The 23585-nt window shown below is 71.0% G+C and carries 24 protein-coding genes; 13 read left to right on the forward strand and 11 right to left on the reverse strand.

Annotation, left to right across the window (positions count from 1 at the left end; translation table 11 throughout):
- Window positions 1-13: 13 nt before the first annotated feature.
- Entirely contained in the window at window positions 14-694 is a 681-nt protein-coding gene (locus OG413_RS23805) for a TetR/AcrR family transcriptional regulator (RefSeq protein WP_266808585.1), read from the reverse strand.
- 65 nt (window positions 695-759) lie between these two features.
- On the opposite strand from OG413_RS23805, the gene OG413_RS23810 reads away from it, so the two are divergent.
- The 3 genes from OG413_RS23810 (at window position 760) to OG413_RS23820 (ending at window position 3015) form a co-directional block, all read left to right on the forward strand.
- Window positions 760-1911, forward strand: coding sequence for an acyl-CoA dehydrogenase family protein (locus OG413_RS23810; RefSeq protein ID WP_266808587.1), 1152 nt, complete (start codon window positions 760-762; stop codon window positions 1909-1911).
- Window positions 1912-2008: 97 nt separating this feature from the next.
- Complete coding sequence (locus OG413_RS23815) at window positions 2009-2299, forward strand: YiaA/YiaB family inner membrane protein (protein WP_266808589.1); 291 nt, start codon at window positions 2009-2011, stop codon at window positions 2297-2299.
- A gap of 92 nt (window positions 2300-2391) precedes the next feature.
- Window positions 2392-3015: a TetR/AcrR family transcriptional regulator gene (locus OG413_RS23820; protein ID WP_266808591.1), complete on the forward strand. Its 624-nt coding sequence runs from the start codon at window positions 2392-2394 to the stop codon at window positions 3013-3015.
- Between the two features lie 34 nt (window positions 3016-3049).
- On the opposite strand, the gene OG413_RS23825 is transcribed toward OG413_RS23820, so the two are convergent.
- Complete coding sequence (locus OG413_RS23825) at window positions 3050-3511, reverse strand: MaoC family dehydratase (protein WP_266808592.1); 462 nt, start codon at window positions 3509-3511, stop codon at window positions 3050-3052.
- A 208-nt stretch (window positions 3512-3719) separates the two neighbouring features.
- Here OG413_RS23825 and soxR point away from each other — a divergent pair, with 208 nt between their 5' ends.
- A complete protein-coding gene (gene soxR, locus OG413_RS23830; RefSeq protein WP_266808594.1) occupies window positions 3720-4298 on the forward strand; it encodes a redox-sensitive transcriptional activator SoxR in 579 nt (192 codons plus the stop codon).
- A 103-nt stretch (window positions 4299-4401) separates the two neighbouring features.
- On the forward strand, window positions 4402-5169 hold the full coding sequence (locus OG413_RS23835) for a hypothetical protein (protein WP_266808596.1): 768 nt from the start codon (window positions 4402-4404) through the stop codon (window positions 5167-5169).
- A 40-nt stretch (window positions 5170-5209) separates the two neighbouring features.
- On the opposite strand, the gene OG413_RS23840 is transcribed toward OG413_RS23835, so the two are convergent.
- Window positions 5210-5821, reverse strand: coding sequence for a hypothetical protein (locus OG413_RS23840; protein WP_266808597.1), 612 nt, complete (start codon window positions 5819-5821; stop codon window positions 5210-5212).
- A 268-nt stretch (window positions 5822-6089) separates the two neighbouring features.
- Between OG413_RS23840 and OG413_RS23845 the strand changes: the two genes are divergently transcribed.
- Both OG413_RS23845 and OG413_RS23850 read left to right on the forward strand, forming a co-directional pair.
- Window positions 6090-8918 carry a penicillin acylase family protein gene (locus OG413_RS23845; protein ID WP_266808599.1) on the forward strand — a complete coding sequence of 943 codons (2829 nt, stop codon included), beginning with the start codon at window positions 6090-6092 and terminating at the stop codon, window positions 8916-8918.
- 96 nt (window positions 8919-9014) lie between these two features.
- Entirely contained in the window at window positions 9015-9494 is a 480-nt protein-coding gene (locus OG413_RS23850; protein ID WP_266808600.1) for a GNAT family N-acetyltransferase, read from the forward strand.
- A 118-nt stretch (window positions 9495-9612) separates the two neighbouring features.
- On the opposite strand, the gene OG413_RS23855 is transcribed toward OG413_RS23850, so the two are convergent.
- The gene (locus OG413_RS23855; protein WP_266808602.1) at window positions 9613-10881 is read right to left on the reverse strand and encodes a DUF1343 domain-containing protein; all 1269 of its coding nucleotides are present in this window, start codon (window positions 10879-10881) and stop codon (window positions 9613-9615) included.
- A gap of 173 nt (window positions 10882-11054) precedes the next feature.
- On the opposite strand from OG413_RS23855, the gene OG413_RS23860 reads away from it, so the two are divergent.
- The 4 genes from OG413_RS23860 to OG413_RS23875 all read left to right on the forward strand — a co-directional run bounded on the left by OG413_RS23860 (window position 11055) and on the right by OG413_RS23875 (window position 15765).
- The gene (locus OG413_RS23860; RefSeq protein WP_266808604.1) at window positions 11055-11819 is read left to right on the forward strand and encodes an SDR family oxidoreductase; all 765 of its coding nucleotides are present in this window, start codon (window positions 11055-11057) and stop codon (window positions 11817-11819) included.
- The gene (locus OG413_RS23865; RefSeq protein WP_266808605.1) at window positions 11816-13483 is read left to right on the forward strand and encodes a class I adenylate-forming enzyme family protein; all 1668 of its coding nucleotides are present in this window, start codon (window positions 11816-11818) and stop codon (window positions 13481-13483) included. The genes OG413_RS23860 and OG413_RS23865 overlap by 4 nt, the downstream gene beginning before the upstream one ends.
- A 39-nt stretch (window positions 13484-13522) precedes the next feature.
- Window positions 13523-14116: a TetR/AcrR family transcriptional regulator gene (locus OG413_RS23870; RefSeq protein WP_266808606.1), complete on the forward strand. Its 594-nt coding sequence runs from the start codon at window positions 13523-13525 to the stop codon at window positions 14114-14116.
- A gap of 308 nt (window positions 14117-14424) precedes the next feature.
- A complete protein-coding gene (locus tag OG413_RS23875; RefSeq protein WP_266808607.1) occupies window positions 14425-15765 on the forward strand; it encodes a M28 family metallopeptidase in 1341 nt (446 codons plus the stop codon).
- A gap of 171 nt (window positions 15766-15936) precedes the next feature.
- Here the strand turns inward: OG413_RS23875 and OG413_RS23880 are convergent, their stop codons facing one another.
- Window positions 15937-17151 (reverse strand): acyl-CoA dehydrogenase family protein, encoded by a 1215-nt coding sequence (locus tag OG413_RS23880; protein ID WP_266808609.1) that lies wholly within the window; start codon window positions 17149-17151, stop codon window positions 15937-15939.
- Between the two features lie 8 nt (window positions 17152-17159).
- Window positions 17160-18182: a phosphotransferase family protein gene (locus OG413_RS23885; RefSeq protein ID WP_266808610.1), complete on the reverse strand. Its 1023-nt coding sequence runs from the start codon at window positions 18180-18182 to the stop codon at window positions 17160-17162.
- A gap of 142 nt (window positions 18183-18324) precedes the next feature.
- Here OG413_RS23885 and OG413_RS23890 point away from each other — a divergent pair, with 142 nt between their 5' ends.
- Both OG413_RS23890 and OG413_RS23895 read left to right on the forward strand, forming a co-directional pair.
- Window positions 18325-19614: an enolase C-terminal domain-like protein gene (locus tag OG413_RS23890; protein ID WP_266808612.1), complete on the forward strand. Its 1290-nt coding sequence runs from the start codon at window positions 18325-18327 to the stop codon at window positions 19612-19614.
- Between the two features lie 104 nt (window positions 19615-19718).
- Entirely contained in the window at window positions 19719-20654 is a 936-nt protein-coding gene (locus OG413_RS23895) for an NADP-dependent oxidoreductase (protein ID WP_266808614.1), read from the forward strand.
- A 59-nt stretch (window positions 20655-20713) separates the two neighbouring features.
- Here OG413_RS23895 and OG413_RS23900 read toward each other — a convergent pair whose 3' ends face one another.
- The 5 genes from OG413_RS23900 to OG413_RS23920 all read right to left on the reverse strand — a co-directional run bounded on the left by OG413_RS23900 (window position 20714) and on the right by OG413_RS23920 (window position 23514).
- Entirely contained in the window at window positions 20714-21025 is a 312-nt protein-coding gene (locus OG413_RS23900) for a DUF202 domain-containing protein (RefSeq protein WP_266808616.1), read from the reverse strand.
- The gene (locus OG413_RS23905; protein WP_266808618.1) at window positions 21022-21417 is read right to left on the reverse strand and encodes a YidH family protein; all 396 of its coding nucleotides are present in this window, start codon (window positions 21415-21417) and stop codon (window positions 21022-21024) included. The genes OG413_RS23900 and OG413_RS23905 overlap by 4 nt, the downstream gene beginning before the upstream one ends.
- Window positions 21418-21485: 68 nt before the next feature.
- Complete coding sequence (locus OG413_RS23910; protein WP_266808620.1) at window positions 21486-22004, reverse strand: NUDIX hydrolase; 519 nt, start codon at window positions 22002-22004, stop codon at window positions 21486-21488.
- Window positions 22005-22081: 77 nt separating this feature from the next.
- Complete coding sequence (locus OG413_RS23915) at window positions 22082-22855, reverse strand: glucose 1-dehydrogenase (RefSeq protein ID WP_266808621.1); 774 nt, start codon at window positions 22853-22855, stop codon at window positions 22082-22084.
- 11 nt (window positions 22856-22866) lie between these two features.
- Window positions 22867-23514 (reverse strand): TetR/AcrR family transcriptional regulator, encoded by a 648-nt coding sequence (locus OG413_RS23920; RefSeq protein ID WP_266808623.1) that lies wholly within the window; start codon window positions 23512-23514, stop codon window positions 22867-22869.
- Window positions 23515-23585 lie beyond the last annotated feature (71 nt).

Below are 23585 nucleotides of genomic sequence, written 5' to 3' on the forward strand. Positions count from 1 at the left end.
GGCCCATGATGCGTCAGGAACGATTCGGCGCGGGCCGAACCGTGCCCGCCCCGGCGCGGACCACCTGCTCGTACTGGAGCGAGAGCCCGTCCAGCAGGGCCCGCAGCCCGGTGTCGAAGGCGCCCTCGTCCACCTGCTGACGGCGGTCCGCCAGCAGGTGGGCCTGGCCGAGGTGCGGGTAGTCCGCCGGGTCGTACGCCGTCTCGTCGTCGACGAAACCGCGGGCGAAGGAGCCCAGTGCCGAGCCGGTGATGAAGTAGCGCATCAGTGCCCCGATGTACGTCGCCTGGGCGGGCGGCCAGCCCGCCCCGACCATCCCGCCGAACACCGCGTCGGCGACCCGCAGACCGGCCGGCCGGCGGCCGGGACCCTGCGCGAGGACCGGGACGATGTGCGGGTGCTCGGTGAGGGCCGCGCGGTAGGAGACGGCCCAGTCGTGCAGGGCCTCGCGCCAGTCCCGGGGGTCGGACGCGTCGAACATCGACAGATCGACCTGCGCGGAGACGGCGTCGGCGACCGCGTCCAGGATCTCGTCCTTGTTGCGGAAGTGGTTGTAGAGCGAGGGTCCGCTGACCCCCAGCTCGGCCGCGAGGCGGCGGGTGGAGACGGCGTCCAGCCCCTCGGAGTCCACGAGTGCGCTCGCCGTCCCGACGATGCGGTCTCTGCTGAGGAGGGGCTTGCGCGGTCGGGCCATGCGGCTCATAGTAGGGCCTGCGGGCAGGAAACTAGCAGTGCTAATTAAAAGTGGGGTGCCGTCCGATGAACCTGGAACTCAGCGAGGAGCAGGAAGCCGTCCGGCGGCTGGCCGAGGACTTCGTCGCCCGTGAGGTCACCCCTCATGCCGTCGAGTGGGACCGCGCCGAGAGCATCGACAAGTCGATCGTGAGGAAGCTGGGAGCGCTCGGCTTCCTCGGGCTCACCGTTCCCGAGGAGTACGGCGGCTCGGGCGGTGACCATCTCTCCTACTGCCTGGTCACCGAGGAACTGGGACGCGGGGACTCGTCGGTCCGCGGCATCGTCTCCGTCTCGCTCGGCCTGGTCGCCAAGACCATCGCGTCCCGGGGCGCCGAGGAGCAGAAGCGCCAGTGGCTCCCGCGCCTCACCGCGGGCGAGGCGATCGGCTGCTTCGCCCTCACCGAGCCGGGTACCGGCTCGGACGCCGGGAACCTCGCGACGAAGGCCGTCCGCGACGGCGACGGCTACGTCATCAACGGCACCAAGATGTTCATCACCAACGGCACCTGGGCCGATGTGGTGCTGCTCTTCGCCCGCACCGGCGACACCCCTGGCCACAAGGGAATCTCCGCCTTCCTGGTCCCCGCCGACACCCCCGGCCTCACCCGCCGCACCATCCACGGCAAGCTCGGTCTGCGCGGCCAGGCCACGGCCGAGCTGGTGCTGGAGGATGTCCGGGTTCCTGCCGCCGCGCTCATGGGGCCGGAGGGCAAGGGTTTCTCGATCGCCATGTCCGCCCTGGCCAAGGGCCGGATGTCGGTCGCGGCGGGCTGTGTCGGCATCGCCCAGGCCGCACTCGACGCCGCCGTGCGGTACGCGGGCGAGCGCGAGCAGTTCGGCAAGTCCATCGCGAGCCATCAGCTGGTCCAGGAGCTGATCAGCGACATCTCCGTGGACGTCGACGCCGCCCGGCTGCTGACCTGGCGGGTCGCCGACCTCATCGACCGGGGCGCGGACTTCGCCACCGCCGCCTCCACGGCGAAGCTCTTCGCCTCCGAGGCGGCCGTGCGCGCCGCCAACAACGCCCTCCAGGTCTTCGGCGGCTACGGCTACATAGACGAGTACCCGGTCGGCAAGCTGCTGCGCGACGCCCGCGTGATGACCCTCTATGAGGGCACCAGCCAGATCCAGAAGCTGATCATCGGCAGGGCGCTGACAGGGGTCTCCGCCTTCTGACCGGTTCCGGACAGCAATCACTCGAACGGAGGTATGAGTACCGGACTGAGTACGGATGCGGATGTGGCGCACGCCACGTCGGCGGATGCTGTGCGGCATGAGTGAGACGACATCGGTCAAGCAGCAGAGCACCTCGGCCTTCTACGGCCAGGCCGTCGCATCCTTCGGGGTGGCGATGGGGGCGGTGGCCCTCGGCATCTACTTCCTCGACGCCGACGCGTGGGTGCGCGGTTTCCTCGCCATCGGCGTGCTCTACCTCGTCACGTCGTGCTTCACACTGGCCAAGGTCATCAGGGACCGTCAGGAGGCGGGGCAGCTCATCAGCCGCGTCGACCAGGCGCGACTGGAGAAGATCCTCGCCGAGCACGACCCCTTCCAGAAGCTCTGACCTCGCCTCCGGCGTCCGCGGTCCCGGACTCTAAGCGCTTGCTCAGGTTCGGGGTATGGTGTTCGTCCGCTGACGGAGAGGGGCACGTGGCGATGAGTACGGCGCAGGAGATGGACGGTGACGATACCCCGTGGGGTGAGGTGACACCCGAGGCGGCCAGACGGCTCCTCGTCGCCGCCGTCGACGCGTTCGCCGAGCGCGGGTACCACGCGACCACCACCCGCGACATCGCCGGCCGTGCCGGGATGAGCCCGGCCGCGCTCTACATCCACTACAAGACGAAGGAAGAGCTGCTCCACCGGATCAGCAAGATCGGCCACGACCGGGCCCTCTACGTCCTGGAGGCGGAGGCCGACCGGGACGGCACCGCGGCCGAGCGGCTCGCCGGAGCGGTCCGGTCCTTCGTCCGCTGGCACGCCGAGCGGCACACCACCGCGCGCGTCGTGCAGTACGAGCTGGACGCCCTCGGTGACGAGCACCGCACCGAGATCGTCGAGCTGCGCCGCAAGAGCGACGCCGTGGTGCGCCGGATCATCAGCGAGGGCGTGCGGGCGGGGGAGTTCGATGTCCCCGATGTCCCCGGCACCACGCTCGCGGTGCTGTCGCTCTGCATCGACGTGGCGCGCTGGTTCAACGCGCAGGGGAGCCGGACGCCCGACGAGGTCGGCGAGCTCTACGCCGACCTCGTGCTGCGCATGGTCGGTGCCCAGAAGTAGCGGTTCCGCGACCCCGGCGGGCGGGCGCGGTGGCTCAGAAGTAGTAGCGCGACACCGACTCGGCGACGCAGGCCGGCTTGTCGCCGCCCTCGCGCTCGACGGTGACGAGCGCGGTGACCTGGACGCCGCCGCCCGCCTCCTCGACGCTCTTGAGCACGGCCGTGGCGCGCAGCCGCGAGCCCACCGGGACGGTCGAGGGGAAGCGGACCTTGTTGGACCCGTAGTTGATGCCCATCTTCATGCCCTCGACCCGCATGACCTGCGGTACGAGCGCGGGCAGCAGGGACAGCGTCAGATAGCCGTGCGCGATCGTCGTGCCGAACGGCCCGGCCGCCGCCCGCTCGGGGTCCACATGGATCCACTGGTGGTCACCGGTCGCCTCGGCGAACTGGTCGATCCGCTTCTGGTCGATCTCCAGCCAGTCGCTGTGACCCAGTTGCTGGCCCACCCCGTCGCGCAGCTCCTGCGCGGACGTGAAGATCTTCGGCTCTGCCATGGTTCCGGTCCCTGCCTTCCGGCTCTGTGCCTTCATGCGGCGCCTCGCGGCTCGATGTCTAAGCGCTTGCTCAGCATCCTTCGGGCGGTGCGGTCCTGTCAACGACGCCGCGTCCGGAGTGCGGGGCGCCGTTGGTGCCTCGCGGGTGATCGGCAGGATTTTCGAAGAGGGAGGCGAGGTTCGAGGTGGGACCAGTAGGGTCTGAGGAGTGCCACAGATCCCACAGACACTCCATGAACTCACGGTCGGCCAGCTCTCCGCGCGTAGCGGCGCCGCGGTTTCCGCCCTGCACTTCTACGAGTCCAAGGGCCTGATCAGCAGTCGCCGCACCAGTGGCAATCAGCGCCGCTACACCAGGGACGCCCTGCGCCGGGTCGCCTTCGTGCGCGCCTCGCAACGGGTCGGCATCCCGCTCGCCACCATCAGGGACGCGCTCGCCGAACTGCCCGAGGGGCGAACCCCGGACCGGGACGACTGGGCCAGGCTCTCCCGGGCCTGGCACGGCGAACTGGACGAGCGCATCGCCCAGTTGGCCCGGCTGCGTGACCATCTGACCGACTGCATCGGCTGCGGGTGTCTGTCGTTGGAGACCTGTGTGCTCTCCAACCCCAACGACATCTCCGGTGACCGGATCACCGGTTCGCGCCTGATGCCCGAGCGCAAGCCGTCCGACGGCGGGGACAAGCCCGGCGGCGAGGCGAGGCCCGGTGGCAGCACGCAGCCGGGCGGCGGGGCGGCGTCGGAGGATGGCGCGGATCAGAGCTGCTCGCAACAGCCGGACTGCTAGGGGCAGTCGGAGCGCGGGGGAGCGCGAGGGGGTGTGCGTCCGGTAGTGTCGCGCTCTTCGGCCGGCGCGTGCCGCGTACCGGAGTCCCCTCCGGAGGGTCCCAGTGACCTCGCGCCCCCTCGACCTGGCCATCACCCGCGTACGCACGGTCTTCGCCGGAATGACGAGTCCGACGGAGACCGGTTGCGGTCGATGCCATCTGCCTCGGGAGACCGCGCTGTTGCGCACCCCTGACGTACCGATACCGCCCGACGTCCTGAAAAGGTACGCGGGCGAGGTGGCCGACCATTTCGACGACCTGGACGCGTCGATGCGCCGTTTGCTGCCCGACCTGGTGGAACTCCTAGTGGCGGGTGGGGTGGACGGCGCCTACGGAGGGCTGAACGCCCTGGGCGGTACCCGGTGGAGCCGCTGGCCGGCCGAGCGGCGGGAGGCCGTCCACGGCTTCTTCGAGGCGTGGTTCACCCAGGTGCTGCGGACCTCGCCGGAGGAGTCCGGCGGGGGAACCGCCTGCCACGACGTGCTCCAGTCCTGTGTCACCTCGCTCAGCACCGTCACTCCCTTTCTCGCGATCTGGGCGGCCGAGGAGCACGGCGGGTCCGCCGACGCCCATCTGCTCGCCTGCGTGGAGCGGTACATCGACGACCTCATCGTCGACGAGTGGCCGCTGGGCTGGTGGGCCGATCACGGACGGGACGAGCCCGTCGCGGAGCTGCGGGCGTGGATGCATGAGCACGCCCCGGACCGACTGCGCGCGGTGGGCGCCGACCCGGCACTCCTCCTCCGGGTCGAAGTGCTCGGCCTGCCCTGCGACGACCGGTGGTCGGCTCTGGAGGCGCTCGACAACTCCACCGGTGACGACGCGGGTTGAGCGCCGCGTCGCTTCCCGGACCGCCCGGTCCGCGTCGGCCTCACGCCGCCGACGCCAGGTTCCGGTGACGCATCCGCCCGGCCCTCGCCAGCGCACCGGCCGTCAGCACGGGCCGCGGCACCACGATGCCGCATCCGGTGCAGACCGGCCCCGACCACGGCTCCCGGTCCACGTCCTGCCGCCAGGCGAAACCGGTCGCCGTGCAGACCGGGCAGGCCGCCCCGGGCTCGGACCCCAGCGCCGCGATCAGCCGTCGCAGCACCTCGGCGAGCGGTGCGGACGGATGGACCCCTGGGTCGGCGCAGCGGGCGACACCGTTGCCGCCCCAGGTGCGGCGGTGCCAGTCGTCGAACGCGGCCGGCCGGCGCCGCCCGTCGTGCTTCTCGCGCCGCCGCCGCTCCGCGAACCCCGTCTCGTACGCGAGCCAGATGGCCCGCGCCTCCTCCAGCTCCTCCAGCGCGCCCATCAGGCGCACCGGATCGGGGGCCCGGTCCTCGGGCCCGATCCCGTGCCGGGCGCACAGATGGTGCCACGTCGCCCGGTGGCCGTAGGGGGCGAACCTCTCCAGGCACTTGCGCAGCGAGTACCGCCGCAATGCCAGATCGCCCAGCGGATCGCGGACCTGTCTCGCAAGACTCCGGAAACCGGCCATGACACTGCCACCTCCGTCACTCGTACTTCGGCGTCAAGGAATGGACGTACGACTGCCCGTTTCGGCTCCATCGAAAGATGAGAAACGTCCAATGGCTGAGACACCCCACGTGGGGCGGGGGTGATGACCGGTTGTGCGGCGGCGTGCGGCCCGGTGGTGAGAGGGCGTGCGCGCATGTGGTGATTCGGAAAAGGTGACCGATGTTCACCTTACTGACGGGTGATACCGCCAGTAACCTCCGGCGCATCGGCCTCTCGGAGGAGCACGCATGCCCCCACGCACCGGCACGTTCAGGGCCGCCGCAGTCGCGGCCGCCCTCGCCCTCGGTACCTTTCTGCCGACGGCCTCGCCACCGGCCCGAGCCGCGGCGGTGGAACCCGTACCCGTCACCGACCACTGCCAGGGGCAGTGTGCCGACATCCTTCCCCCCGGCGAGAACGGCAACGCCACCCTCGTCGAGATCCTCGGCAACAAGGCGTTCGGCACGCACCCGGCCCACAGCGACGATCAACTCGACCGCTACAACGGCCTGGTGGCCGGGCACACCGCTCTCACCGACCGGAAGCTGACCGACTTCTTCAACGACGCCTCCTTCGGGGTCGCGAAGGACCAGATCGAATCCGTCACCTCGCCCCGCGAGGACGTCACCATCACCCGGGACAAGGGGAGCGGCGTCCCCCACATCAAGGGCACCACCCGTTACGGCACCGAATTCGGCGCGGGGTTCGCCGCCGGCCAGGACCGGCTCTGGCTGATGGACCTCTTCCGGCACATCGGGCGCGGCGAACTGACCTCGTTCGCGGGCGGCGCCCTCGCCAACCAGGGCCTGGAGCAGCAGTTCTGGCCGCAGGCCCCGTACACCGAGGCCGACCTCGAAGCCCAGGTCGAGCGGATCAGGACCACCGAGGGCGCGCAGGGCGAGCAGGCCATGGCCGACGCCCAGGCGTATGTCGACGGGATCAACGCCTACCGGGAGAAGTCCAAGAAGGGCCGCTACTTCCCCGGCGAGTACGTTCTCACCGGCAAGATCGACGCCATCACCAACATCGGCGAGATCCAGCCCTTCCGGCTGACCGACCTGATCTCGATCGCGTCCGTCGTCGGCGGGCAGTTCGGCGGTGGCGGAGGCGGTGAGGTGCAGGCCGCCCTCTCCCTGCTGGCCGCCCAGGAGAAGTACGGCGTCGCCGAAGGGACCAGGGTCTGGGAGTCGTTCCGCCAGCGCGAGGATCCCGAGGCCGTGCTCACGGTCCACGACGGCACCGCGTTCCCGTACGCGGGCAAGCCGGACGACGCCCGCGGCACCGCCCTTCCCGACCGGGGCTCCGTCACACCCGAACCACTGATCCACGACCGGACCGGCTCGGCGGGAACCGACCGGAAGGACCCGGTCAAGGCCCCGGCCGCACTCAAGCCGCTCCAGGGCATGTACGACAAGGGCGTCATCCCCGAGGGCTCGCTGCCGGGCTCCGGCACCGGCGCCGAGAAGCGCGGCATGTCCAACGCCCTGCTGGTCTCCGGCAAGCACACCGCGAGCGGAAACCCGATCGCCGTCTTCGGACCGCAGACCGGCTATTTCGCACCCCAGTTGATGATGCTCCAGGAACTCCAGGGCCCCGGCATCAGCGCCCGCGGCGTCTCCTTCGCCGGAGTCGGCATGTACATCCAGATGGGCCGCGGCCAGGACTACGCCTGGAGCGCCACCTCGGCCGGCCAGGACATCACCGACACGTACGCCATCGAGCTGTGCGAACCCGGCGGCGGCGCCCCCACCAAGGACTCCACGCACTACCTCTACCGGGGCACCTGCACCGCGATGGAGAAACTGGAGCGCGCCAACTCCTGGAAGCCGACCGTCGCCGACTCCACGGCCGCGGGCTCCTACCTCATGCGGGTGTGGCGCACGAACTACGGCATCGTCACCCATCGCGCCACGGTGGCCGGCAAGCCCGTCGCGTACACCTCGCTGCGCACCACCTACCGCCACGAGGCCGACTCGATCATCGGCTTCCAGCTGCTCAACGACCCCGGCCAGGTCAAGGACGCCGCCTCCTTCCAGCGCGCGGCGGCCCATATCGACTACGCCTTCAACTGGTTCTACGCCGACTCCCGCACCGCCGCCTACTTCAACAGCGGCATGAACCCGGTCCGGGCGCAGGGCGTCGACCCGGCCCTGCCCATCAGCGCCGAGCGGGCGTACGAGTGGCGGGGCTACGACCCGGCGGCCAACACCGCCGACTACACGCCGTACGCCGAGCACCCGCAGTCCAGTGGCCAGGACTACTACGTCTCCTGGAACAACCGGCAGGCCGAGGGCTACGCGAGCGCGGGCTTCGGCTTCGGGGCGGTGCACCGGGGCGACCTGCTGGACGACCGGGTGGCGAAGCTCGTCGAGGAGGGCGGGGTCACCCGCGCCTCCCTGACCCGGGCCATGGCCGATGCCGCGCTCACCGATCTGCGGGGCGAGCAGCTGCTGCCCGAGCTGCTGAAGGTGGTGCGCTCCCAGCCCGTCGCCGACCCGGAGGTCAGCGCGGCGGTACAGCAGTTGGAGTCCTGGCGGGCGGCCGGATCGCAGCGCAAGGAGAGCGGTGAGGGCTCCCACGCGTACACCCACGCCGACGCGGTACGGATCATGGACGCCTGGTGGCCGAAACTGATCGAGGCCGAATTCCGGCCCGGCCTGGGCGACGGCCTCTACACCGCCCTGACCGGCAGCCTCGCCGTCGACGAATCCCCGGCGGCCAGCCACGGGCCGAGCGGGGCGCACAGCGGTTCCGCCTTCCAGTACGGCTGGTGGGGCTTCGCCGACAAGGACCTGCGTCAGGTCCTCGGGCAGCCCGTCAAGGGCCCGCTGGCGAAGACGTACTGCGGCAACGGTGACCTGAGCAGCTGCCGTGACGCCCTGCTCGCCACCCTGAAGCGGGCGGCGGCCGAACCGGCCACCGAGGTCTATCCCGGTGACGACAGCTGCAAGCCCGGCGAGCAGTGGTGCTCCGACTCGATCATCCACCGCCCGCTGGGCGGGATCTCGCAGAAGTCGATCCACTGGCAGAACCGGCCGACCTATCAGCAGGTCGTGGAGTTCCCCTCGCACCGGTAGGGGCCTCGCGGATGTGCCCGGCCACCCGGTATCGCCGCCCTGAGCAGGCGATATTCGGTGGCCGGGCCTCCCCGGTCCGGGAATAGGGTGCCGTACATGACAGCGTCCTTGCGCCTGGAGAAGGTCACCCCCGACAACGTGATCGCCGCCTGCCGCCTTCACGTCAGCCCGGACCAGACGACGTTCGTGGCGCCGGTCGCCCAGTCGCTGGCCGAGGCGTATGTGCACCCCGACATCGCCTGGCCCCGGCTGATCCGCGACGGCGAACGGATCGTGGGCTTCGTGATGGCCTTCTTCGACGTCCCCTTCGACTACGACGCGGACGTACCGGACGCCCCGCCGCGATCCGGGCTCTGGCGCCTGGCCATCGACGCTGGCGAACAGGGCCGCGGCTACGGGCGCTTCGCGGTGCGCGCGGTGAACGAGGAGCTCCGCAGGCGGGGCGGGACGCTCTCCACGGTGACCTGGCACCCCGGCGAGGGCGGCCCGGAGGACTTCTATCTGCGGCTCGGCTACCTCAAGCGCGGGCTGACGAACGACGGCGAATACGTCGGCGAACTGGACCTGACCGTCTGACTGTCTGACCGCCCGGCGACCCTGCTGCCCGACCGCCTGACGGCCCGGGTGCAACCCGCACGTGGGTGACGTCACCTGCGGGGACGTCACCCACGGGGACGGCACCCGCCCGTCCCTACTACCCGCCGTACCGCAGGTACTTCTTCCGCTTCGCCCGGAACGCCGCCAGGTCGTCGCGCCAGGCACCCACCACCTCATCGGTGTCCGCGCCCGCGTCGATCATGGTGCGGACCCGGGTGTTCCCGGTGAGTTTGTCGATCCAGTTGTCCGGGCGCCAGGCGAAGCCGCTCCAGGACCGCTTCGCCGTCACCAGCAGGGCTATGCCGGTACGGACCGGGTCGAAGACCTCCCGGTCCTGGACGTGCAGCTGCACCCCGCCGACCGTCTTCCCCTGGAACTTGGAGAACGTCGGCGCGAAGTACGCCTCGCGGAACGCCACCCCGGGCAGGTCCAGCGCGTTGGCGGCGGCCGCCCAGCGGTGGTCGATGCCCTCCGCCCCCAGCAGCTCGAACGGCCGCGTGGTGCCCCGGCCCTCGGAGAGGTTCGTGCCCTCGAAGAGGCAGGTGCCGGAGTAGACGAGGGCCGTCTCGGCGGTCGGCATGTTCGGGCTCGGCGGCACCCATGGCAGCCCGGTCCCGTCGAAGAAGTCCGAGCGCCGCCACCCCGACATCGTGACCACGTCCAGCTCCGCCGGCCGCTCCGCCAGGAACTCCGCGTTGAAGAACAGAGCCAGCTCGGCGACGGTCATGCCGTGGGCCTGGGCGATCTCCCGGCGGCCCACGAACGTCGCGAACGCCGGATCGAGGACCGGCCCGAGCGCCGCCCGCCCGGTCACCGGGTTCGGCCGGTCCAGGACGACGAAACGTTTGCCCGCGAGCGCGGCCGCCTCCATGCAGTCGTACAGCGTCCAGATGTACGTGTAGAAGCGGGCCCCCGCGTCCTGGATGTCGAAGACGACCGTGTCCACCCCGGAGGCGGTGAAGATGTCCGCGAGCGGCCGACCGCTCTTCAGATACGTGTCGTAGACCGGCAGCCCGGTCGCCGGGTCGTCGTACCGCCCCTCCGAGCCGCCCGCCTGCGCGGTGCCCCGGAAGCCGTGCTCCGGGCCGAAGACGGCGGTCAGGTTCACCCGCGGGTCCGGATGCATCACATCGACGATGTGGCGCACATCGGCGGTGACGCCGGTCGGATTGGTGACGATCCCGACCTTCTGGCCCCGCAGTGTCCGGTAGCCGTCGGCGGCCAGCCGGTCGAACCCGGTGCGGACCCGGCCGCGCCCGCCGCCGTGTCCCGGCCGGGCGGCCGCGGGGCCGGTCCCGGCCGCCGTCGCCGCGAGGGCGCCCACAGCGCTCCCGGCGGCCAGCAAACCACGTCTGGACAGGCTCATTCCGCTACCTCCATGATCGCGCCGACTGTCATGGTCACGCACGCTAGCGCGGGTGCGGGCCACGCGGAACGACCCGGACCGGGCAGTTTCCCCGTCCTGGCTCCGGCCCCTTCCCCGACGACATACCGACCGGTTAGTCTGCCGGGGCAGTCGGCTGAGAGAGGCGGGACCCGATGAGTACGGTGCAGGGCGCTGGCGTAGTGGTCACAGGAGCCGGAGGCGGCATCGGCGCCGCGCTGGCCCGCAGATTCGCCGCGGAGGGTGCGCGGGTCGTCGTCAACGACCTCGACCTCGGCCGGATCGGGCCACTCGCCGAGGAGATCGGCGCCACCGCCGTCGCCGGTGACGCCTCCCGCACCGTGGACGCCGCCCGTGACGCCCTCGACGGCACGGTGGACATCTACTGCGCCAACGCGGGCCTCGCCTCGCCCGGCGACGTCTTCGCCGACGAGGAGATCTGGGCCGCCGCCTGGGACGTCAACGTCATGGCCCATGTCCGCGCGGCCAAGGCCCTGCTGCCGGACTGGCTGGAGCGCGGCGGCGGCCGCTTCGTCACCACCGCTTCCGCCGCCGGACTTTTGACGATGATCGGCGCGGCACCGTACAGCGTCACCAAGCACGGCGCCGTCGCCTTCGCCGAGTGGCTGTCCCTGACCTACCGCCACCGCGGCCTCAAGGTCCACGCGATCTGCCCGCAGGGCGTGCGTACGGACATGCTCACCGCCGCGGGCTCCGCGGGCGAGCTCGTCCTCGCCCCCGGTGCCATCGAGCCGGAGGCGGTCGCCGACGCGCTGTTCGACGCCATGGCCGAGGACCGCTTCCTGGTCCTGCCGCACCCCGAGGTCGCCGGGTACTACCGGGCCCGCGCCAAGGACCCCGACCACTGGCTGGGCAATATGAACCACCTCCAGCAGAAGTGGGAGGAGACCCGCGCGTGATCTCCTCCCCGTACGCGGCCAAGCCCTGGGTGGCCCTGCTCAGCGCGGCCCAGCGGGCCCCCGTCACCCCGGCCGAGACCCTGGTGCACGCCTTCCGTGCCTCCGTCGCCCGCGCCCCCGAGCGCCCCGCCCTCGCCTACTTCGACGGGCGCCTCACCTACCGGGAAACCGACCGGCTCACCGACTCCGTGGCCGGGCATCTCGCGGCCGAGGGGCTCCGGCGCGGCGACCGCGTCGCGATCATGCTCCAGAACACCCCGCACTTCGTCCTGGCGCTGCTCGGCGCCTGGAAGGCCGGCGCCACCGTCGTGCCGCTCAACCCGATGTACAAGTCCGGCGAGGTCGGGCACGTACTGAAGGACGCCCAGGTCCGCGCCCTGATCTGCTCGGACCGGGCCTGGGAGTCCTATCTGCGGGACACCGCCGAGCGGGCCCCGTCCGTCACGATCGCCGTCACCGCCTGCGAGCTGGACCTGCAGACGGAGAACGACCCCCGGGTCCTCGCCTTCGAACGGCTCCCGGCCCCCGGCCCCGACGACTGGGCGGCCGACCTGGTCACCGTCGCCCGCCGGGGCCTGGACGCCCCCGCCGACGGGGACCTCACGGCCGTGGACGTGGCGCTGATCAGCTACACCTCCGGGACGAGCGGCACCCCCAAGGGCGCCATGAACTCCCACGGCAACATCATGATCAACGCAGAGCGGCAGCGCACCGGGCACCCCATCGCCGAGGGCTCCTCCTACTTCGCGCTCGCCCCGCTCTTCCACATCACCGGCATGGTCTGCCAGCTCGCCGCCTGCCTCACCAACGCGGGCACCCTCGTCCTGGCCCACCGCTTCGAGGCGGGCGTCGTCCTGGAAGCCTTCGCCACCCATCGCCCCGCCTACACCGTCGGCCCGTCGACCGCCTTCATGGCGCTCGCCGCCCACCCCGACGCCACCCCGGCGCACTTCGCCTCCTTCCAGGTGATCTCCTCGGGCGGCGCGCCCCTGCCGCCCGCACTGGTGGAGAAGTTCCGGGCGGACTTCGGCCCGTACATCCGCAACGGTTACGGACTCACCGAGTGCACGGCCCCCTGCGCCTCAGTCCCGCCGGAACGGGAGGCTCCCGTCGACCCGGTCTCGGGCACCCTCTCGGTCGGCGTCCCCGGACCCGACACCGTGGTGCGGATCATCGACGACAACGGCGCCGACGTGCCCTTCGGGGAGCAGGGCGAGATCGCGGTGAGCGGCCCGCAGGTCGTCTCCGGCTACTGGAACCTGCCCGAGGCCACCGCCGCGGCCTTCCCCGACGGTGAGCTGCGCACCGGCGACATCGGTTTCATGGACGCGGCGGGCTGGCTGTACGTGGTCGACCGCAAGAAGGACATGATCAACGCCTCCGGCTTCAAGGTCTGGCCCCGCGAGGTGGAGGACGTGCTCTACACCCACCCGGCGGTCCGGGAGGCGGCCGTCGTGGGGGTGCCGGACGCGTACCGCGGCGAGAGCGTCCGGGCCTATGTGAGCCTGCGCCCCGGCGCCACTGTCGAACCCGGCGAACTGGGCGCGTACTGCAAGGAGCGGCTCGCCGCGTACAAGTATCCGCGCGAGGTGGAGATCCTGACCGAGCTCCCCAAGACGGCGAGTGGGAAGATCCTCAGGCGGGAACTGCGTTCCCCTCGGTAGACCGGTTCACGCACAGTACGGAAGGCAGGTGGCGGCAACATGGCCAAGGCGACGGACGGGGACGCTACGCCCGTCCCTCAACGGCTGCTGGCCGCCGCCACCAGGCTCTTCGCCGAGCGCGGCTACGACCGCACCTCGGTCCAGGAGATCGTGGAGGCGGCGGGCGTCACCAAGGGGGCGCTGTACCACTACTTCGGCTCCAAGGAGGACCTCCTCCAGGAGGTGTACGCCCGGATGCTGCGGCTCCAGCAGGAGCGGCTGGACGCCTTCGCGGAGGCCGAGGCGCCGGTCGAGCAGCGGCTGCGTGACGCGGCCGCCGACGTGGTCGTCACGACCATCGACAACCTCGACGACGCCGCGATCTTCTTCCGCTCGATGCACCATCTGAGCCCGGAGAAGAACAAGCAGGTGCGGGGCGAGCGGCGGCGCTACCACGAGCGCTTCCGGGCGCTCATCGAGGAGGGGCAGAAGAGCGGGGTGTTCTCCACCGCCACCCCCGCGGACCTGGTGGTCGACTACCACTTCGGCTCCATCCACCACCTGTCCACCTGGTACCGCCCGGACGGCCCGCTGAGCCGCCAGGAGGTCGCCGACCACCTGGCGGACCTGCTGCTGCGGGCCCTGCGCCCGTAACAACCCTGCCCGTCTCCGTCCCGCCCCGTCTCCGTCCCGCCCCTCTCATTCCCCTCCGCATCCGTTACGGAGAGCCGTCCCGCGAGCTCCGGCGGGTGCGGGATTCTGCGGGCTTACGGGCATATTCGAAGAGCTGTCCGTTTATAGAACGTACATGTCCGGTTTCCGCTCTTGACGGTGCGCGGTCATCTCGCTGAACATCGGTCACGCATCTCGCACCAGTAGCTCCAGTACCCGGCCGGGCACGGCGCGGCCGGGTAGCCCCCCGCACGTTCCGTCAGTCCCCGAACGGAATCCGGAGCCCCTCGATGAGCCTGAACCGCTTTGCCCTGCGCAGATCCCCGGCCCTTCCGGCCGCCGCCGCACTCGCTCTCGCCGCCCTGCTCGGCGCCGCCGCACCCGCCGCCCAGGCGGCCGGGACGACCACGGCACCGGCGGCCGTGGCAGCCCCCGACATCCCGCTCGCCAACGTCAAGGCGCATCTCACGCAGTTCCAGTCGATCGCCACCGCCAACGGCGGCAACCGCGCCCACGGCCGCCCCGGCTACAAGGCGTCCATCGACTATGTGAAGGCCAAGCTGGACGCGGCCGGATACACCACGTCCCTCCAGCAGTTCACCTCGGGCGGTGCCGTCGGCTACAACCTCATCGCCGACTGGCCCGGCGGGGACGCGAACAAGGTCCTCATGGCCGGGGCCCACCTGGACTCGGTGACCTCCGGCGCCGGCATCAACGACAACGGCTCCGGTTCCGCCGCCGTGCTCGAAACGGCACTGGCCGTCTCCCGTGCCCAGCTCAAGCCGGACAAGCACCTCCGCTTCGCCTGGTGGGGCGCGGAGGAACTCGGCCTCGTCGGGTCGCGGTACTACGTCAACAACCTGCCGTCCGCCGAGCGTTCCAAGCTCTCCGGCTACCTCAACTTCGACATGATCGGCTCGCCCAACGCCGGTTACTTCGTCTACGACGACGACCCGGTCATCGAGAAGACCTTCAAGGACTACTTCGCCGGTCTCTCCATACCCACCGAGATAGAGACGGAAGGGGACGGCCGCTCCGACCACGCCCCGTTCAAGAACGTGGGCATACCCGTCGGCGGACTGTTCTCGGGCGCGGACTACACCAAGACCGCCGCCCAGGCCCAGAAGTGGGGCGGCACGGTGGGACAGGCCTTCGACCGCTGCTACCACTCGTCCTGCGACAACATGAGCAACATCAACGACACGGCCCTCGACCGCAACAGCGACGCCATCGCCCACGCGATCTGGACCCTGTCCGCCGGGACCGGCGAACCGCCCACGGGTGAAGGCGTCTTCAGCAACGCAGCCGATGTCGCCGTCCCCGACAACGGCACCGCGGTGACGTCGTCGATCGCGGTCACCGGCCGTACCGGCAACGCCCCCGCCTCACTCCAGGTGGGCGTCGACATCAAGCACACCTATCGCGGCGATGTGGTCGTCGACCTGCTCGCCCCCGACGGGACCGCCTACCGGCTGAAGAACTCCAGCAGCGGCGACTCGGCCGACAACGTCATCGCGACCTACCCGGTCGACGCGTCGAGCGAGACCGCCAACGGCACCTGGAAGCTCCGGGTGCAGGACGTGGCCGCGCAGGACACCGGCTACATCGACAGCTGGAAGCTCACCTTCTGAGCCCCGGCGTGAGCCCCGAGCCCGGGGCCGGGACCGGTCCGTGAGCCCCGAGCCCGGGGCCGGGACCGGTCTCTGAGCCCGAGCCCGGCCCCGGCGCGGGGCGGACCCACCCGGTCCGCCCCGCGTCGCCCGGTGCTGCCCTGGTCCGCCCCGCGCCGCCGGGCTCGCGGATCACCGGTACTTCTTGATCTCGCGCCGGGCCAGCGACCGCTGGTGCACCTCGTCCGGCCCGTCCGCCAGCCGCAGCGTCCGTGCCGCCGCCCACAGCTCCGCCAGCGGGAAGTCCTGACTGACACCGCCCGCGCCGTGCAGCTGGACCGCCCGGTCGAGGATGTCCACCACCGCTCGCGGGGTCGCGATCTTGATGGACTGGATCTCGGTGTGCGCACCCCGGTTCCCCACGGTGTCCATCAGCCAGGCGGTCTTCAGCACCAGCAGCCGCAGCTGCTCCACCGTGACCCGGGCGTCCGCGATCCAGTTCTGTACGACGCCCTGCTGGGCGAGCGGCTTGCCGAAGGCCGTACGGGACACGGCCCGCCGGCACATCAGCTCGATGGCCCGCTCGGCCATGCCGATCAGCCGCATGCAGTGATGGATCCGGCCCGGACCCAGCCGCGCCTGCGCGATGGCGAAGCCGCCGCCCTCCTCGCCGATCAGGTTCGTGGCGGGCACCCGTACGTCGGTGAAGACGACCTCGGCGTGACCGCCGTGGGAGTGGTCCTCGTAGCCGTACACCCGCATGGCGCGGCGCACTTCGAGGCCCGGAGTGTCCCTCGGGACGAGGATCTGCGACTGCTGGCGGCGGATGTCCTCGCCGTCAGGATCGGTCTTGCCCATCACGATGAAGACCTGGCAGTCCGGGTTCATCGCCCCGGAGATGAACCACTTGCGGCCGTTGATGACGTAGTGGTCGCCGTCCCGCGTGATCCGGGTCTCGATGTTGGTCGCGTCCGATGAGGCGACCTCGGGCTCGGTCATGGCGAACGCCGACCGGATCTCCCCCGCCAGCAGCGGCTCCAGCCACCGCTTCTTCTGCTCGGCCGTGCCGAACTGGAAGAGCACCTCCATGTTCCCGGTGTCCGGCGCCGCGCAGTTCAGCGCGGTCGGCGCCAACTGCGGGCTGCGGCCCAGGATCTCGGCCAGCGGGGCGTACTGGAGGTTGGTCAGCCCGGCACCGTACCCGGCATCGGGAAGGAAGAGGTTCCACAGGCCCTGCCCGCGTGCCTCGGCCTTCAGATCCTCCACGATCCGCGGGGTGTCCCACGGGGAGGAGAGGAGGGCGCGCTGCTCCTGCGCGGTCTGCTCGGCCGGGTACACATGCTCGTCCATGAAGGTGAGCAGCTTGGTGCGCAGCTCTTCGGTACGGGCGTCGAATGCGAAGTCCATGGGGGTGATCAGCCTTCCTGGAGGGTGGTGAGGCCGTGCTCGATGAAGACCGGGACGAGATCGCCGATGCGGTCGAAACCGGGACCCACGGTCTGGCCGCGGGTGTAGCGGTAGTGGATGCCCTCCAGGATCACGGCGAGCTTGAACCAGGCGAACGCGGTGTACCAGGAGATGGCGGAGGTGTCCCGGCCGGACCGGGCGGCGTAGCGCTCGATCAGCTCGGCGGGCGCGGGGTGACCGGCCGCGCCGCTGGTGGTGGACACCGGGGATGCGGGCAGCCCGAGGTCGGAGCTGTACATGACGAGCAGCCCGAGATCGGTCAGCGGGTCGCCGAGGGTCGACATCTCCCAGTCGAGAACGGCCTTGATCCGGTCGTCCGGGCCGATCAGGACGTTGTCCAGGCGGTAGTCGCCGTGCACCACGGTGGGCGCGGGGGAGTGGGGCAGCTCGCGCCCGAGCGCGGCGTGCAGCTCGTCGATCCCGGCGAGTTCACGGTTGCGGGAGGCGTCGAGCTGCTTGCCCCAGCGGCGCAGCTGCCGGTCCAGGAAACCCTCCGGGCGCCCGAAGTCGCCGAGCCCGACGGCCTCGGCGTCCACGGCGTGCAGGTCGACCAGGGTGTCGACGAGGCCGAGGATCGCGCCCCGGGTGCGCTCGGCGCCCAGCGGGGCGAGCTGCTCGGCCGTGCGGAACGGGGTGCCCTCGACGTACTCCATCACGTAGAAGGGCGAGCCGATGACCGCGTCGTCCTCGCAGAGCAGCACGGGCTCGGGCACCGGTACGGCGGTCGGGTGCAGGGCGCTGATGACCCGGAACTCGCGCGTCATGTCGTGCGCGGTGGCCAGGACATGGCCGAGCGGAGGTCTGCGCACGACCCACCGGCCGGTGCCGTCGGTGACGGTGTACGTGAGGTTCGACCGGCCGCCCTCGATCAGCCGGGCTTCGAGCGGTCCGCCCACCAGCCCCGGCCGCTCGCGGTCGAGATGCGCGCGCAGCGGGTCGGGGTCGAGACCTGGCGGGTGGACTGGGCTCATGGTGCGCACCTCCGGGACGGCAGAACGATCGCTGCCCATGATGCCGACCAGTCGGTATGTCGTCCAGTGAACTCCCTGAATCGGGCGTGGGAACTCCCTCCACCCTCTGGCCTTCAGTCGTATCTCTGAATAGAGTTCACGTATGGATACAGCCTTGTTGATCGACGAAGTCCGGCTCACCCCGATCCTCATAGCGGACCCGCCCCTTCTGAACACGCAGGGCGTCCATCAGCCGTACACCCCCCGGCTCATCGTGGAGGTCGTCACGCGCGGTGGGGTGACGGGCATCGGGGAGACCTACGGCGACGGCACCTATCTGGAGCTCGCCCGGCCGCTGGCCGAGGCGCTGCCCGGCCGCCCGGTCAGCGATCTGAACGCTCTGTTCGCGCTCGCCGAGGAGGTGTGCGGCGACTCGCGGGCCGCCGACGACCGGGTCGACGCCGGTGGACTGCGCGGCGTCCGGACCGCGGACAAGCTCCGGCTCTCCGTCGTCTCGGGCTTCGAGGTCGCCTGCCTGGACGCGCTCGGCAAGACCCTCGGGCTTCCCGTGCACGCCCTGCTCGGCGGCAAGGTCCGCGACACCGTCGAGTACAGCGCGTACCTCTTCTACCGCTGGGCCGCCCACCCGGAGGGCGGCGAGCGGGACGACTGGGGGGCGGCTCTCGACCCGGCCGGAATCGTCGCCCAGGCCCGGCGCTTCGCCCGCGAGTACGGCTTCACCGCCTTCAAGCTCAAGGGCGGTGTCTTCGAGCCCGACCAGGAGATCGCCGCGGTCCGGGCCCTCGCCGAGGAGTTCGCGGGGCAGCCTTTGCGGCTGGACCCCAACGGTGCCTGGTCCGTGGAGACCTCGCTGTACGTCGCCGAGCAGCTGAAGGACGTACTCGAATATCTGGAGGACCCGGCGAGCGGTACGGCGGCGATGGCCGCCGTGTCCGCCGGGACGGATGTGCCGCTGGCCACCAACATGTGCGTCACGACCCTCGCCGAGGTGCCCGAGGCGTTCGCCCGGGACGCGGTCCAGGTCGTCCTCAGCGACCACCACTACTGGGGCGGCCTGCACCGCACCCGGGAACTGGCCGGGATCTGCCGCACCTTCGGCGTCGGACTCTCCATGCACTCCAACACCCACCTCGGTATCAGCCTCGCCGCGATGACCCAGGTCGCCGCCACCGTGCCCAACCTCGATTTCGCCTGTGACAGCCACTACCCGTGGCAGACGGAGGACGTCATCACCACCCGGCACGTCTTCTCCGACGGCGCTCTCGCCGTTTCCGACGCGCCCGGGCTCGGCGTCGAACTCGACCGCGAGCGGCTGGCCGCGCTGCACCGGCGCTGGCTGGACGACGACGGCACGATGCGCGAGCGCGACGACGCCGCCGCGATGCGCAAGGCCGACCCGGAGTGGGTGACACCGCCGATCCCGCGCTGGTGAGCCCCGCCCGGCTCGCAGCCTGAGCCCGCCCGGCTCCCGCCCAGAGCCCGGCTCGGCTCCCAGCCTGAGTTGCGCCGGCCGCGGCCCGCGCCGAAGGTCGGAGGATGAAGGCGATCAGCTACAGCATGTACGGCTCGGCCGATGTCATGGAGTACGGCGAGCGGCCCGACCCGAAGGTGGGCCCGGACACGGTCCTGGTGAAGGTGCGGGCCGCGGCCGTCAACCCCGTCGACTGGAAGGCCCGTGAGGGCTACCTCCAGGCGGGCCTCGAAGCCGTCTTCCCGGTGATCCCGGGCTGGGACGTCTCCGGGGTCGTCGTGCAACCCGGTGTCGCGGTGGACGAGTTCGCCGTGGGCGACGAGGTCATCGGCTATGTGCGGGAGGACTTCCTCTCCCGGGGCACGTTCGCCGAGTACGTCGCCGCCCCCGTACGCACCCTCGCCCGCAAGCCGATGGGCCTGAGCTTCGAGGAGGCGGCTGGGCTTCCGCTGGCCGGCCTCACCGCCTATCAGGTGCTGCACCGCACCCTGAGGATCCGGAGCGGCGATACGGTCCTCGTCCACGCGGCGGCGGGCGGCGTCGGCTCGCTCGCGGTGCAGCTCGCCCGGCACGCGGGCTGCCGGGTCATCGGCACGGCGAGCGCCCACAACCACGACCATGTGCGCAGCCTCGGCGGCGAACCGGTGGAGTACGGCGACGGGCTCGTCGACCGGCTGCGGGCACTGGCCCCCGACGGCATCGACGCCGCCTTCGACACGGTGGGCGGGGAAGCCCTGCGGGCCTCGGCGGACACCCTCGCCGAGGGCGGCAGGCTCGCCTCCATCGCGGACGGGGAGGTCTTCTCGTACGGCGGCCGCTACGCCTTCGTACGGCCCGACGCCAAGGATCTGGCCCATCTGGCGGGACTGGCCGAACAGGGCATCATCACGGTCAACGTGGACCGGGTCTTCCCGCTGGAACAGGCCGCGGACGCGTACCGGCTCAACGAGGAGGGACGCACCCGCGGAAAGGTCGTCGTCACCGTGGCCTGGGACAACTGACACCAGGGCCCGAGGCGACCGGCACCGGAGTCGTCGGCCATCGGGGACGCGACCGGGCGTCAGAACAGCATGGCCGCGGCGAACACCGCGAGCGCCATGGTGCACGCCGTCGCCAGCAGCGCGTGGCGGGGGGCCAGCGGCTGGGGCTGAGCGACGTCCATGCCCAGCACCCGCCGGTGGGCCACCCGCAGGAACCCCAGCCAGGCCAACGCGCTCAGCGCCACCGCGACCACGGCGGCGGGGGTCGCACCGGCGTGCAGGGCCTGCCTGCCCGCCAGCAGCGCCACCACCGTGCAGGACAGGGTGGTGCGCCGCCAGGCCAGCCTGGTCCGCTCCGGCTGGAGGCCGGGATCCCGTGGGGGCCCGGTCACCGGCCCTCCCAGCCGAAGAGGACGACCACCACCATCGCGACCGCGACGACGGCGACCGCGAGACTCAGCAGCGTCGGGAAGCGCGAGACCGGCAGATCCTCACCGCGCCGCATCGCCCGCTCGCAACGCACCCAGTGATTCACCGCCCTGAGCGCACAGAGCACACCGGCGGCCAGCAGCGCGAGAGCCAGACAGGCCCGGACGCCCCAGGCCAGTTCCGGCAGGAACTGATCGACGGCGAAACCGCCGCCGATGAGGGCCAGAGCCGTCCGGATCCAGGCGAGGAACGTGCGCTCATTGGCGAGCGAGAACCGGTAGTCGGGAGTGTCTCCCTCTTCACGGATCCGCTGCGGCGCGAACCACAACCGAAGGCTCTGTACGAAATTGTTCACGCCCGGAACCCTATCTGTCGGTTTGTGGCCGTATGTGAGCCGGAGCGGGATATGAGCCGGAGCCGGGCTCAACGGGACCGGAACCCCCGCAACCGGTGGTACGCCTCCAGTCCGTCGGGCACCCAGGGCCATTCGGTGAGCCGCGGCTCCAGTTCGGCGTCGGTGAGGAAGGTGTGCCACGCGACTTCTTCGACCTGCGGATTCACCGGCAGCTCGCACCGCACCTGGTACAGGGCCGACCACCAGGTGTGCTCGGCGCTCGCGTACAGGAAGGTGAAGAGCGGTTCGGGGCGGGGGAGCCCGCTGACCCCGAGTTCTTCCTCCGCCTCGCGCAGCGCGGCCTCGTCGTACGACTCGCCCGCGCCCACGACCCCGCCGACGAACATGTCGTAGTGCGAGGGGAAGACCAGCTTGGTGGCGGTCCTGCGGTGCACGAAGAGCCTGCCCCGCGCGTCCCGCACCTCGATGAACACGCAGCGATGGCGCAGGCCCCGCGCTGTCGCCTCACCGCGCGGGGCCTGCCCGACGACCTCGTCGTTCTCATCGACGATGTCCAGGATCTCCTCGGTCTGGTCAGTGGGTTTCATACGGCCCATCCAACATCACGTCATCGGCGGTGAGCCCGGCCGCACGACGTGGGCGACCGGCGCCCTGTCGTACGTGGTCACTGCCCCATGACGTACTTGACGGTCGGGCCGGTCGTCCAGCCGCCGTCCACCGCCAGCTCGGCGCCCGTGATGTACGAGGCGGCGTCCGAGAGCAGGAACACCACGGCCTCCGCGATCTCGGGAGCCTCGCCGACCCGGCCCATCGGCGTGTTCGGGTAGTTGCCGTCGCCCTGCTGAATGCCCACGGCGGCGGTCATCGGGGTGTAGGTCATGCCGGGGTGGACGGAGTTGACCCGGACCTTGGCCGTGCCCAGCTCCACCGCGCCGACCTTGGTCAGACCGCGTACGCCCCACTTGGAGGCGCCGTAGCTGGAGGTCATGGCGAGGCCCATCAGACCGGCGGCCGAGGAGATGTTGACGATCGAACCGCCGCCGTTCTCCTTCATCACCGGGATCACGGTCTTCATGCCGATGAACACCGCGGTCAGGTTGATGTCGATCACCTTGCGGAAGTGCTCGACCGTCTCGGTCTCCAGCGGCTGACCGGTGGAGACGCCGGCGTTGTTCACCAGGCCGTCGATCCGGCCGAACTCGGCCAGCGTGAACTCCGCGACGCGCTGCCAGTCCTCCTCGGAGGTCACGTCGTGGTGCAGGAACCGGGCGTTGTCGCCGAGCGCGGCGGCGGTGGCGGCGCCCTCCTCGTCGAGGACGTCGGTGATCACGACGTTGCCGCCGCCCGCGACGGCGAGGCGGGCGGCCTCGGTGCCGAGGCCGCGGGCGCCGCCGGTGACGATGACGGTCCTGCCGGTGAGGCTGGTCTTGTCGCTCATGGTGCTGTCCTTCATATGGTGCGGGTGGTTCCGGAGCGGCCCGGCACGGGTGCGTGCAGAAACGCGGTGGTGGTCTCGACGAGATCGGCGCGGAACAGGTCCTCGCCGGTCAGCGGAACGGTGCCGTCGAGGTACTGGCGGGCGCGGTCGGCCATGGCCGCGCCGATCAGGGTGAGCGCCAGATCGAGCCGCTCCAGACGCACCGCCTCGGTCAGCGCGCCCAGGCAGTCCGCGATCCGGCCGATCAGCCGCCCGTAGGCGGTGGCGTCGACCGCGGGGTGCAGCTCGCCGGTGCGCAGCCCGGTCTCATGGGTGAGCTGGGCCGAGACGCGCAGACAGCGCCGGCCCCGGTCGTCCGTCAGCAGGCCGGCCTCCGCCGTCACCAGGGCCGTGAGCAGCTCCCGTACGCCCGCGTCCGCGTCCAGCGCGTCCAGGAGCGGTGCCATCAGCTGCTCGGCGCGGGACTGGCGGCCCGCCATGACCGCGTCGAGCAGTCCGGCCCGGGAGCCGAAGTGATACTGCACGGCGGAGGGATTGCTCTGCCCGGCCAGCCGGACGATGTCCCTGATCTGGGCGCCTTCGACGCCCTGCGCCGCGAAGATCTCCTCGGCGGCGCGGATGAGCTTGTCCCGGGTCTCGGGCCCTGACGTTCTCGCCATGCGGTCATACTAATGCTGGCCATTATTAATAACCAGGGGCCATGGGTCCCGAATGGCCGCCGACGGCTGTC

The sequence above is a fragment of the Streptomyces sp. NBC_01433 genome (genome assembly GCF_026340105.1).
Classification (GTDB): domain Bacteria; phylum Actinomycetota; class Actinomycetes; order Streptomycetales; family Streptomycetaceae; genus Streptomyces.